This window comes from Bradyrhizobium arachidis (genome assembly GCF_024758505.1).
Lineage (GTDB): Bacteria > Pseudomonadota > Alphaproteobacteria > Rhizobiales > Xanthobacteraceae > Bradyrhizobium > Bradyrhizobium manausense_C.
The window spans coordinates 7,834,514-7,845,682 of the sequence record NZ_CP077970.1 but is presented as its reverse complement, the minus strand read 5'-3'; the positions used below and the strand labels follow the sequence as shown (position 1 = coordinate 7,845,682).

The following is an 11,169-nucleotide window of genomic DNA, read 5'->3' as shown; positions in this document are numbered from 1 at the left end:
GATGCTGCGCACCACCGACCTCCGCCGGGCCGCGCTGATGCTCCAGCGCGGCATCGGCGTGTTTCCGTTTCGATGACAAGGAGAGAATGACATGTTTATCGCCATGAACCGTTTCGAGGTGAAGAAGGGCGCGGAATCGGCCTTCGAGAATGCCTGGGCCACGCGCGAATCCTATCTCGGGGCCATGGCCGGCTTCGTCGAGTTTCACCTCTTGAAGGGACCGGAGCTCGATGATCACACGCTCTATTCCTCGCACACGGTCTGGGTCGACAAGGCCGCGTTCGAAGCCTGGACGCGCTCGGAAGAATTTCGCCGCGCGCATGCCCGCGCCGACAACCGGACCGGCGAGAGCCTCTATCTCGGCCATCCCAAGTTCGAGGGCTTTGAAGTCATCCAGACCGAGCGCAAGGCAAGCGCGGCCGCCTGAGAGGAGCCGGATATGTTGAGCACGGAGCTCGCCGATCTCAAGTCGTACATGGCCGCCAACCCCGGCGCTGTCATCGAGGACGTCGCGCGCGAACGCAAGGTCACGCCGCGCCAGGTGATCGAGGCGCTGCCTGATACCATGGTCACCATGGCATCAGGCAGTCACTTCGCCGCCGCCATGGCCGACATCGCGCAATGGGGCGAGGTCACGCTCATCGTGCACACCGAGGACGCGATCTTCGAGTTCACCGGCGGCATCCCCACCGGCGAAATCGGCCGCGGCTATTTCAACCTGATGCAGCCAAAAGGCCTGCACGGCCATCTCAGGCACGAGCGCTGTGCGGGCGTTGCCTTCGTCGAGCGGCCGTTCATGGGCAAGACGTCGGCCTTCGTCGCCTTCGTCAATGTCGATGGCGGGATCATGTACAAGGTCTTCGTCGGCCGCGACGAGACCCGCGCCTTGCGCGCGGATCAGCTCGAACGGTTCAGGCAGCTTGCCAAAACCGTCGCGGCGTAACCGTTCCCACGCCTCGCCTGTTGGGAGATCGACATGCAGAGCCTGTTCAAAACGCGACTGACGGTCGGGATAGCTGCGATGGTCGCGCCGTGCTCCGCCTTTGCCGCCACGGCCGAAGCGCTGCTGCCGCGCAACCTCTCGCCCTGGGGCATGTTCGTCAGCGCCGACATCGTCGTGAAGGCGGTCATGATCGGGCTTGCGATCGCCTCGCTCGTGACCTGGACGGTCTGGCTCGCCAAGACCATCGAGCTCAACCGCAAGAGCGCGCTCGCCAGGAGGCGCATGCGGACGCTCGAGAGCAATATCGCTATCGCCGACGCTTCAGGACAGACCGGCGGCGCCAATGACGCCGTCGCCCGGCTGATCCAGTCGACGGCGATCGAAGCGGAGCTCTCCGGTGGCATCCACGACGACGGCCTGCCGGAGCGCGTGGCGCTGCGGCTGGAGCGCGTGGAGGCCGCGATGTCGCGGCAGATCGCGCGCGGCACCGGCGTGCTCGCGACCATCGGCGCCACCGCGCCGTTCGTCGGCCTGTTCGGCACGGTCTGGGGCATCATGAATTCCTTCATCGGCATTTCCGAGAGCCAGACGACCAGCCTCGCGGTGGTAGCGCCCGGCATTGCGGAGGCGCTGCTCGCCACCGCGCTCGGTCTCGTCGCGGCGATCCCGGCGGTCGTGATCTACAACCAGCTGGTCCGCGGCATTGCGAATTATCGCGCGTTGCTGGGCGATGCCTCGGCGCAGCTCTTGCTGCTGGTCAGCCGCCAGCGCGACGTCAGGGATTTTCGGCTGGCGCGAGCGGCGGAGTAGGCCATGGGCGCAAAACTCGGCGTACGGCGTGGTGATCCCCACGATCTCGACGTCACGCATGAGATCAACGTCACGCCTTTCATCGACGTGATGCTGGTGCTGCTCATCATCTTCATGGTGGCAGCACCGCTTGCGACCGTCGATATCGGCGTGGACTTGCCCGCGACATCAGCCGAGCCGCAGCCGCGCCCCGACAAGCCGGTCTTCGTCACCGTGAAGCCGGATCTGGCCGTCGCCGTCGGCGAGGATACAGTCGGCCGCGACGGTCTCGTCACCTCGCTCAATGCGGCGACCAAGGGACGCAAGGACGAGCGGATTTATCTGCGTGCCGACAAGGCCGTGAGCTATGGCGACCTGATGGAGGTGATGAACGCGCTGCGCAACGCGGGCTATCTCAAGGTCGCGCTCGTCGGCCTTGACGGACGCAGCTGATGTCGGCGAACGCCTTTGCGCTGTACGAGCCGCTCGAGGAGCGGGGCGTGGTCCGCTGGAGCGCCTCGGCGGTCACGATCGTCGCGCTGCATTCGGTTGTCGCCGCGCTCGCGCTGACCTGGCTCATCCGCGCGCCCGAGGAGGGCGTGACGATGCCCGCGATCATGGTCGACATGTCGCCGGTGACCTCGGCGCCTGAAGCGACGCCGCTCTATATCGCTCCCGGACCTGTGATGCAGGAGGCCGACGCCTCGCCGCCGGAGCCGGTGCAGCAGCAGCTCGTCGAGGAGACGATCGCACCGACGCCGCCTCAGGAGAAGCCCGAAGTGGTCGTGCCGCCTGAGCAGAAGCGGGATGCCACGGCGGCCAAGCCTGACCCTGCGAAGATCGTACTCATCGAAAAGCCGGCGCCGGTGAAGCCAAAAGTCGTTCGCCGCGAGGCCAAAAAACCCTCGGAGGCGCCGCCCGCACCGCGCACCAGCGCACCGCCGCGTGCCGAGCGCGAGGCGCCGATGGCATCCGCCATGAGTTCCGGAGCCACGGCCTCGGTGATCGCGTCCTACAACCAGCGTGTCCGCGCGCACCTGATGCGCTTCCATCAATATCCGTCCGCCGGCGGCGGGCAGCGCGGCGTCGCGCGGCTCTCCTTTACGCTGAGCCGGAGCGGGCAGGTGACGTCCAGCCGGCTCGGCGGATCATCGGGGATCGCCGCCTTCGATGCCCAGGCGATGTCGATGATCGGGCAGGCGCAACCGTTCCCGCCTTTCCCGCCGGAGATCAGCAACGGATCGATGAGCTTTTCGATTCCGGTGGAGTTTACGGTGAGGTAGCGCGGCGGTCGCCGCAAATTCCGCCGTCGTCCCGGACAAGCGTCAGCGCAGATCCGGGACCCATAACCACAGGGCGTGGTTATGGGGCAAGCTGATAACTCCGAGTCTTCGCCAAACGTCTCCCTGTGATTATGGGTCCCGGATCAGCGCGCGCTTGTTGGCGCGCTTGTCCGGGACGACGGCAGGGTTTTGTGGTTGGCGAAGAGAGAGCTTTACCTCTACTTCGCCTTCAAAAACTCCGCCACCTCGAGCAGCATGAACTCGTCATCGTCGGCCTTGTTCGGATCGCGGCTGGAGGAGAACGGCAGGTTGTTGTCGTTGCCGACGATGATGTGGGTCTCGTCCACGCGATCGACGTTCTCGATGGTGAAGAACGGGAAGGTGTAGACGCCGTCGTTGAGCGGCTTCTTCGCCTTCTTGTCGGGATCGCGGATCTTCAAGAGGTCGATGTAACCGATCTTGCGCACGGGCTTGCCGACATTGGCGTCCGAGAGCTCGATCTTGTAGACGCGCTTGAACTTGGCGAGATTGGGAAAGCAGTTTTCGCCGCGCACCCCTTGCGGACAGGCCTTGTCGGCGGTGCCTTCGCCATTGTCGCGCTCGATGATGAGGCCGGCGGTCGGGTCGATCATGTTGAAGTCGCCGATGGCGTTGCCGTTCTGCTCGAACACGTAGTGCCAGTAGCGGCCGGTGAACTTTTCGGCGGCGACGTCGAATTCGAGGATGCGGGAGGCTTCCTTGCCGTCGACCTTTTCAAAATCCTTCTTCTCGGCGTCCCACAGCGGCCCTTCGAGCAGGCCGTAGAGGAATTTACCGTCCTTCGAGGCCGCAAAACCCTCATAGCCCTTGGAGCGGCGGAGGTTGACGTTGGTGTAGCTCGCGCCCGGGGCGCCTGGCGACTGCACCGCCCAATGATCGGGCGAGCGCACCGGCTTGCCGTCGGCGACGGTCTCGAACACGGCGAGGATTTTCCCGGCCTTGTCGGCTTTCAGGATGTAGGGGCCGAACTCGTCGCCGATCCAGAAGACATCGCCGATGATCTGAAAGCCTTCGGTGTCGAAATCCGAGCCGGTGAGATAGCGCTTCTGCGTGTCCTCATGGACGATGCGGAAAGGGACGCGTCTGTCGGGATCGTGCAGGAACACCGTCTCCTGCCGCTCGATCTTGCCGCTCACCCAATCCATCTTGTAGCGGTTGAGATAGAGCATCGAATCCGGCGAGTTATAGCGCGAGCCCATGCCGTTGTCGGTCAGCACCCAGAAGGTGCCGTCGCCCATCGACTTGATGCCGGAATGGCCCTGCAGCGGCTGGCCCTTGAAGGGCAGCGACACGCCGGTCGGCCGCTCAAAGGACTTGCCCATCACGGTGCCGATCGCGTCGACGCGCTTGCCCGTGGTGTATTTGCCCGAGGTCTTGAGGTCGGCGGGCGCATCCGCCGGCGCCTCGATGAAGGACTCCGCCGGCATGACCGCGTGGCCGGCGAGGTTGGCGGGGAATTCGCCCTCGTTTTGCGCGAGTGCTGCGCTCGCGGTGAGAATGAGGGTGGCGACGGAAGTCAGCAAGGTCGCGCGCATGTGCGTCTCCTGTTATCGGACGCACGCCTTATGCTGCGGGCCTGTTGCAGTTTTGTGAAACCGGGCCAAACGCCGCAGTTGCGAGTCTACTCCTTTACCGCGCCGGTCAGCGACGACACGTAATAATCCACGAACAGCGAGTAGAACAGGGCGACCGGCAGCGAGCCGAGCAGCGAGCCGGCCATCAGCGCACCCCATTGATAGACGTCGCCGGTGACGAGCTCGGTCAGGATCGCGACCGGCACGGTCTTGTTGGCGCCGCTCTGGATGAAGGCGAGCGCGTAGATGAACTCGTTCCAGGACAGCGTGAAGGAGAAGATGCCGGCCGAGATTAGGCCGGGCACCGCGAGCGGCAGCGTGATCCGTCGCAGGATCTGCAGCCGCGTCGCGCCGTCCACCAGCGCGCATTCCTCGAGCTCGTAGGGGATCGATTTGAAATAGCCGATCAGGAGCCAGGTGCAGAACGGCACCAGGAAGGTCGGATAGACCAGGATCAACGCCATCGGTGAGTCGAACAGGCCGAACTGCACGATCACCGTCGCCAGCGGAATGAACAGGATCGAGGGCGGCACGAGATAGGCTAGGTAGATGCCGAGGCCGACATAGGGGCTGCCGCGGAAGCGCAAGCGCTCGATCGCGTAGGCCGCGAGCGTGCTCGCAAACAGCGACAGTGTGGTCGATCCGACAGCCACGAACATCGTGGTCTTCAGCCAGGTCGGGTAGGCCGTGTTGAACAAGAGGTGCTTGATGTGCGCCAGCGTCGGCGAGGTGATCCAGAACGGATTGTGCTCCTTGTAGTTCAACAGCTCGGCGTTCGGCTTGAACGACGTGATCGCCATCCAGTAGAACGGGAACAGCAGGATCAGCACGAAGCAGGACAGCGGCAGGTAGATCATCATGACCCGCCGTGCGCGGGAGTCCCACGCCATCGTATCCGGCGTGGCACTGGCGACATTGCTGTTATCAGGTGAGGCGGTTACGTCAGTCATTGGCTTCTCCCTGCTGCCATTTGCGGCGCGCGAGGCCGAAGTAGCTGAACAACGTCGCGAACACGAGGAACGGGATCATCGAGACCGCGATCGCGGCGCCTTCGCCGAGTTCGCCGCCGGCGATGCCGCGCTGGAACGCCAACGTGGCCAGCAGGTGCGTGGAGTTCACCGGGCCGCCGCGCGTGATGGCGTAGACGAGCTGGAAGTCGGTGAAGGTGAAGATGATCGAGAAGGTCATGACGATGGCGAGGATCGGCATCATCATCGGAAAGGTGATGTAGCGGAAGCGCTGCCAGGCGCTGGCCCCGTCGAGCATCGCGGCCTCGTAGAGCGAGGGCGAGATGGTCTGTAGCCCCGCGAGCAGCGAGATTGCGACAAAGGGGATGCCGCGCCAGATGTTGGCGGCGATCAGCGAGAACCGTGCCGGCCAGGGCGTACCGAGGAAGTCGACATTGGTAGAGCGCCAGTGCAGCACGTCGACCAGCAGATAGGAGATGATCGAGAACTGCGGATCGTAGATCCACCAGAACGCCAGCGCCGACAGCACCGTCGGCACGATCCAGGGCAGCAGCACGATGGCGCGGAGCAGGCTCTTGAACGGAAAATGGTTGTTGAGCAGCAGCGCCAGCCAGAAGCCGAGCGCAAACTTCCCGAAGGTCGCGATACCCGTGTAGACCACGCTGTAGAACACCGCGTTCCACCACAAGGGATCCTTGACCAGGTACTGGAAGTTCTCAAAGCCGATGAAGACGCCGCGCTGGCCGATCGTGGTGTCGGTGAAGGCGAGCCAGACGCCGAGCCCGAGCGGATAGGTGAGGAACACCGCCAAAAGGCCGATCGCGGGCGCAAGGCACATCACGATCAGGAACGGCTTGTAGTCGAACAGCCGCACGATCCAGCCCGGTTGCCGGACCGCCAGGGCGGGGGAGGTGAGCGTGGTCACGGACATCGTGCGTGTGTCCTTTAAGAGTAGGCCGCGTCGTCATTGCGAGCGAAGCGAAGCAATCCAGGGATGTTTCCGCGGAGACAGTCTGGATTGCTTCGTCGCTTCGCTCCTCGCAATGACGTTCGTTTCGTTCAGGCGTTACTTCGCTGCCTGCCGCCGGAAGTACCGCTTGCAGCGTTGCTCGGCCTCCGCGGCCGCAGCCTCCGGCGTGGCAGCGCCGGTCGCAACGGACGCGAACATCTGCACCGTCACATAGTCGGCGCGAACCGCACCGGTTGCGGTCGAGATCGGACCCTTGTAGCCGGCGTAGTAGGTGCTGTTCATGGTGTTCTTGAAGATCGCGACCTTGGGGTCGCCCTTCCACACCGCCGAGTCGGCATAGGCCGCGAGCGGCTGCGACCAGTAGCCGCTGTTGGCGTTCAGCCACGGCTCGTACTGATCCTTCTCCATCATGAACTGCAGGAACGCCTTCGCGGCGTTCGGATACTGACTGTGCTTGAACACCATGGCGTTCAGCGTCAGGCCCGACATCGGCGAGATCGGCGCAAAGAATTTCGGCAGGAGCTGATGTTCACTGTCTTCGGCGATCGCGGCGGTCGCCGGATCGTTCTTCAGCGAGAAATACAGCGAGACGCCGTTCGCAGTCAGCCCGATTTCCTGCGAGGAATAGGCGCGGTTGTTGCTCACGTCGTTCCAGGATGGCGTGCCGGCGATGAAGGTCGGATAGAGCTCCTTCACAAAGTTCAGCGCCGCGATGGTCTCCTTGCTGTTGATGGTGACGTTGCCTTCCTCATCCAGCAGCGAGGCGTTGTGCGACCACATCATCCAGTCCGCAAAGCCGTTGCCGTCGCCGACGGCATTGCCCAGCGCAAAGCCGGCGGGCTTGCCGGCCTTTTGCAGCTTCTTGCAGAGGTCGAGGAACCCGGGCGCATCTTCCGGCGCCTTGTCGAAGCCGACGGATTTCAGGATCGACTTGCGATAGATCAGGGGGCCGGCGGTGGCGCCGAACGGGAGCCCGATCCAGGTGTCGCTCTTGGCCTTCTTGCCGTAGGCTTTTGCGAGGTTCTGCCAGCCGCCGTAGCGCTTGCCGAGATAGTCGGCGAGGTCGCTGAGATCGATCAGCTTGTCGACATAGATGTGCGGGGCGTCGGAGAAGCCCATGATGATGTCGGGGCCTGCGCCGGAGTTCGAGGTCACCGCGGTCTGCTGGTTGATGTCCTCCCAGCCGACGAAGTCGACCTTGACCTCGACGCCGGTCTCCTTGCTGAACTTGGCCGCGTTGGCGCGGAACACGTCTTCGTCGGCCTGGACGAAGCGGACCGGACGCAGCATCTTCAGCGATGCGCCCTTCTCGATCGCCCATTTGGGCGCCGGTACGTCGGCGGCCTTGATTGCGGATTGCGCGTTTGCAGGCGCTCCGGTTGCGGCGAGCGCAGCTGCGGACAGGCCCAGCGCCAAGGCATCGCGACGTGTGAAGTCGTTCCTCATCAGTCTCTCCCTAGGTTTTTTCGCCTTCCCGGCGTTGATCGCCGGTGAAGGGTCTCTCTGGTTCGGACGAGTCTCGTCTCTCCGTTTGCTTCGAAGCCGCTTTTTGCCCGCTCAGCTGTTCGGGCCGCGGTCCATGCTGACGGGCTGCCAGCGGCGGAGCGCGGTGTTTTGCAGCACCGACGGATTGACGCAGCTTACCGGCCACATCCCCTGGAGCACCAGTGACAATTCGTAGCCCACGCGGCGCTTGCGCGCCTCGTCGAACCGTGCCGAGGCAGAGGCGACATGGGCGGTCAGCGTCACGTTCTCCATGCCGAGCAGGGGATTGTTGTGCGACGGCGGCTCTTTCTCCAGCACGTCCAGCGCGGCATGTGCGATCCAACCCTCCTGCAGCGCCTTGATCAGGCTTTCCTCGTCCACGGTGGCGCCGCGGCCGGTGTTGATGAAGACCGAGCCTTTTTTCATCTGGCGGAAATGCTTCTCGGTGAGCATGTGATGCACCTCGGGCCGCGCCGGGGCGTGCATCGAGACAAAATCCGATTGCGACAGCACCTCGTTCAGCGTCGCCGGGAGCACGCCGTGGTCGTACATCAGCGTTTCCTGGATGAAGGGATCGTAGGCCATCATCCTGAGGCCAAAGGGCGCGGCGCGCTTCGCAACTGCACGCGCCACGCGGCCGAACGAGATGAAGCCGAGCGTCTGGCCCATCAGCCGCGGGATTTTCAGGAGCGCCGGCCGACCCTCGGCCCAGCGCCCCGTGCGCACCATCCGGTCCTGCTCGACCAGGCGGCGGAAGCCGGCGAGCAGCAGCATCATGGCGTGGTCGGCGACCTCCTCGATGAAGGTGTCGGGGATGTTGGTTACGGGAATGCCGCGTGCGGTCGCCGCCTTCACGTCGACGCTGTCGACGCCGACGGAGCCGAGCGTGATGACCTTGCAGGTCTCCAGCGCGTCGATGACCGTCTTTGAGATCGGCATGCCCTTGGCGTAGATCGCGTCGGCGGTCCGGGCGGCCGCGATGAACTCGGCCTCGTTGGCCGGCGCCTCGATGATCTCGGCCTCGATCGGATCGAGCGCCTCCCGCTCATATGAGTAATCGCTGCCGGCGACCGTAAAGCTCGCGCCCTTCGGCGTCAGCACCCTGTATTTCGGCATTTCCTGCTCCCGATTCTGCTGGTCGGTTGTTGCTTTGACCCGGCCTTGGCGCCGGGCCTGTTCGTCTTTTACGCGAAAGCGGCTCGTATTCGTACAATCGTCGGTTGCCGGAATACCGGACTTTCGCGGAGGTCAGGGCTTCTACGGAGTTCCCGTAACAAAGCGCTAAGGGGTCTCACACTAAAGGTTGATTCAAATTCTATCGACTTGCCACGCGCCTGTCCCCCATTCCCGGAGCCATCCCCGTGAAGTTGAGCAATATGAAGATCGCCCCCAAGCTTGGCATTCTTGTCGGCGTCACGCTGTTCGGCTTGTGCATCTCCGGGGTTCTCGCCGGCTATCTGATGAAGCGCGAGATGGTGAATGCGCGCGTCGACCAGGCCAAGGCGATCGTCGAACTGGCGCGCAACTACGCGGCCACCCTGATGAAGCGGGTCAACGCCGGCGAGATGACGAAGGAGGCCGCCTTGGCCGACCTTCGCCGCTACGGCAACGCGATGACCTATGACAAGGGCGCGGGCTACCTGTTCGGCACCACTTATGACGGCATCACGCAGCTCGCGCCCGATCCGAAGCAGATCGGCACCAATCGCATGGAGGTCGAGACCAACGGCCGCAAGTTGTCCAAGGAGCTGATGGACGGCGTCAAGGCCCACGGCGACATCCTGCTGTACTATGAATATGTGAAGCCCGGCCAGGAGAAGCCGATCCGCAAGCTTGGTTACGCGGTGGCCGTCCCCGGCTTCGACATGTATCTCGGCACGGGAGCCTATCTCGACGACATCGAGGACAAGATGGCGCCGGTGGCCTGGCTGCTCGGCCTGTCCATCCTCGGCATCGTCATCGTCGCCGGCAGCGTCGCCTGGCTGATCGGCCGCAGCATCAGCCGCCCGCTTGCCATGCTCGGCACCCGCATGAAGGAGCTCGCCGACGGCAAGCTCGAAGGCGACATTCCCGGCGTCGGCCGCGGTGACGAGGTCGGCGCGATGGCGTCAACGGTGCAGATCTTCAAGGACAATGCGGTCCGCATCCGCGATCTCGAGAAGACCGAGGCGGACGCCAAGGAACGTGTTGCGGCGGAACGCCGCAGCGCGATGGACAGCATCGCCAACGACTTCGAACGCAGCGTCAACGGCATCGTCCGCTCGGTCTCTTCGGCCGCCGCAGGCATGCAGACCACGGCGCAGTCGATGACCGCGACCGCCAGCGACGCCAGCGCGCGTGCAGCGACCGTCGGTGCGGCCTCGCAACGGGCGTCCGGCAATGTCGGCACCGTCGCGGCGGCCGCCGAAGAGCTGTCGAGCTCGGTCAACGAGATCTCACGCCAGGTGACGCGCTCGACGGTGGTCGCGAGCAAGGCCGTCAACGACGCCGAGCGCACCAATGCCACCGTGCAGGTGCTGTCGTCTGGCGCCGAGAAGATCGGGGAGGTGGTCAAGCTGATCCACTCGATCGCGGCGCAGACCAACCTGCTGGCGCTCAACGCCACCATCGAGGCGGCGCGCGCCGGTGAATCCGGCCGCGGTTTTGCGGTGGTCGCCTCCGAGGTCAAGGCGCTCGCCAACCAGACTGCGAAAGCGACCGAGGAAATCTCCGCCCAGGTGGCGGCGATGCAGACCTCGACCAGCGACGCCGTCGCCGCCATCGCCGGCATCACGCAGACCATCGCCGAGATGAGCGAGATCACCGCCGGCATCTCGTCGTCGATCGAGCAGCAGGGCGAGGCGACGCGCGAGATCGCCCGCAACATCCAGTCGGTCGCGGCCGGCTCGAACGAGATCAACACCCATATCGGCAGCGTCACCTCGGCCGCGGAAGCGACCGGCTCGGCGGCAAGCGACGTGCTCTCGAATGCCCGCGAGCTGGACAACCAGTCCGGCGCGCTGCGCAGCGCGGTGGACGGCTTCCTGGCGAAGGTGCGCGCGGCTTAAGTAGTGAACACGGAATTCGTAGGGTGGGTTAGCCCTGCGGCTGCGCGAAGCGCAGTCGGCTGGGCGTAACC

Annotated in this window: 11 protein-coding genes; 6 read left to right on the top strand and 5 right to left on the bottom strand. The window is 64.4% G+C overall.

From position 1 onward, the window contains the following. Positions 1 to 91: 91 nt before the first annotated feature. Genes hmuQ through KUF59_RS36290 form a run of 5 tightly spaced genes read left to right on the top strand, consistent with a single transcriptional unit; the run spans position 92 to position 3,015 of the window. Positions 92 to 427 (top strand): heme-degrading protein HmuQ, encoded by a 336-nt coding sequence (hmuQ, locus tag KUF59_RS36310; RefSeq protein ID WP_212462239.1) that lies wholly within the window; start codon positions 92 to 94, stop codon positions 425 to 427. Positions 428 to 439: 12 nt separating this feature from the next. Beyond that, entirely contained in the window at positions 440 to 943 is a 504-nt protein-coding gene (hutX, locus tag KUF59_RS36305) for a heme utilization cystosolic carrier protein HutX (RefSeq protein WP_212462238.1), read from the top strand. Between the two features lie 33 nt (positions 944 to 976). Next, positions 977 to 1,753 carry a tonB-system energizer ExbB gene (exbB, locus tag KUF59_RS36300; protein ID WP_258767829.1) on the top strand — a complete coding sequence of 259 codons (777 nt, stop codon included), beginning with the start codon at positions 977 to 979 and terminating at the stop codon, positions 1,751 to 1,753. 3 nt (positions 1,754 to 1,756) lie between these two features. After that, positions 1,757 to 2,185 (top strand): TonB system transport protein ExbD, encoded by a 429-nt coding sequence (exbD, locus tag KUF59_RS36295; RefSeq protein WP_212462236.1) that lies wholly within the window; start codon positions 1,757 to 1,759, stop codon positions 2,183 to 2,185. After that, a complete protein-coding gene (locus tag KUF59_RS36290) occupies positions 2,185 to 3,015 on the top strand; it encodes a TonB family protein (protein WP_212462235.1) in 831 nt (276 codons plus the stop codon). The genes exbD and KUF59_RS36290 overlap by 1 nt, the downstream gene beginning before the upstream one ends. 218 nt (positions 3,016 to 3,233) lie before the next feature. Here the strand turns inward: KUF59_RS36290 and KUF59_RS36285 are convergent, their stop codons facing one another. The 5 genes from KUF59_RS36285 to KUF59_RS36265 all read right to left on the bottom strand — a co-directional run bounded on the left by KUF59_RS36285 (position 3,234) and on the right by KUF59_RS36265 (position 9,167). Further along, positions 3,234 to 4,589: an esterase-like activity of phytase family protein gene (locus KUF59_RS36285; RefSeq protein WP_212462234.1), complete on the bottom strand. Its 1,356-nt coding sequence runs from the start codon at positions 4,587 to 4,589 to the stop codon at positions 3,234 to 3,236. An 86-nt stretch (positions 4,590 to 4,675) separates the two neighbouring features. Next, the gene (locus tag KUF59_RS36280; protein ID WP_408918131.1) at positions 4,676 to 5,518 is read right to left on the bottom strand and encodes a carbohydrate ABC transporter permease; all 843 of its coding nucleotides are present in this window, start codon (positions 5,516 to 5,518) and stop codon (positions 4,676 to 4,678) included. A gap of 52 nt (positions 5,519 to 5,570) precedes the next feature. Next, positions 5,571 to 6,527: a carbohydrate ABC transporter permease gene (locus tag KUF59_RS36275; protein WP_212462232.1), complete on the bottom strand. Its 957-nt coding sequence runs from the start codon at positions 6,525 to 6,527 to the stop codon at positions 5,571 to 5,573. A gap of 135 nt (positions 6,528 to 6,662) precedes the next feature. Continuing rightward, positions 6,663 to 8,012, bottom strand: a complete 1,350-nt coding sequence (locus KUF59_RS36270; RefSeq protein ID WP_212462231.1) for an ABC transporter substrate-binding protein — start codon at positions 8,010 to 8,012, stop codon at positions 6,663 to 6,665. Between the two features lie 111 nt (positions 8,013 to 8,123). Beyond that, on the bottom strand, positions 8,124 to 9,167 hold the full coding sequence (locus tag KUF59_RS36265) for a C-terminal binding protein (RefSeq protein WP_212462230.1): 1,044 nt from the start codon (positions 9,165 to 9,167) through the stop codon (positions 8,124 to 8,126). A 245-nt stretch (positions 9,168 to 9,412) separates the two neighbouring features. On the opposite strand from KUF59_RS36265, the gene KUF59_RS36260 reads away from it, so the two are divergent. Next, positions 9,413 to 11,098 (top strand): methyl-accepting chemotaxis protein, encoded by a 1,686-nt coding sequence (locus KUF59_RS36260; protein WP_212462229.1) that lies wholly within the window; start codon positions 9,413 to 9,415, stop codon positions 11,096 to 11,098. The last annotated feature ends 71 nt before the right edge of the window (positions 11,099 to 11,169 follow it).

Bases quoted from the DNA above. Each gene is read 5' to 3' on its own strand.
- hmuQ (WP_212462239.1), top strand. From the start codon at position 92: ATGTTTATCGCCATGAACCGTTTCGAGGTGAAGAAGGGCGCGGAATCG.
- hutX (WP_212462238.1), top strand. From the start codon at position 440: ATGTTGAGCACGGAGCTCGCCGATCTCAAGTCGTACATGGCCGCCAAC.
- exbB (WP_258767829.1), top strand. From the start codon at position 977: ATGCAGAGCCTGTTCAAAACGCGACTGACGGTCGGGATAGCTGCGATG.
- exbD (WP_212462236.1), top strand. From the start codon at position 1,757: ATGGGCGCAAAACTCGGCGTACGGCGTGGTGATCCCCACGATCTCGAC.
- KUF59_RS36290 (WP_212462235.1), top strand. From the start codon at position 2,185: ATGTCGGCGAACGCCTTTGCGCTGTACGAGCCGCTCGAGGAGCGGGGC.
- KUF59_RS36285 (WP_212462234.1), bottom strand. From the start codon at position 4,589: ATGCGCGCGACCTTGCTGACTTCCGTCGCCACCCTCATTCTCACCGCG.
- KUF59_RS36280 (WP_408918131.1), bottom strand. From the start codon at position 5,518: ATGGCGTGGGACTCCCGCGCACGGCGGGTCATGATGATCTACCTGCCG.
- KUF59_RS36275 (WP_212462232.1), bottom strand. From the start codon at position 6,527: ATGTCCGTGACCACGCTCACCTCCCCCGCCCTGGCGGTCCGGCAACCG.
- KUF59_RS36270 (WP_212462231.1), bottom strand. From the start codon at position 8,012: ATGAGGAACGACTTCACACGTCGCGATGCCTTGGCGCTGGGCCTGTCC.
- KUF59_RS36265 (WP_212462230.1), bottom strand. From the start codon at position 9,167: ATGCCGAAATACAGGGTGCTGACGCCGAAGGGCGCGAGCTTTACGGTC.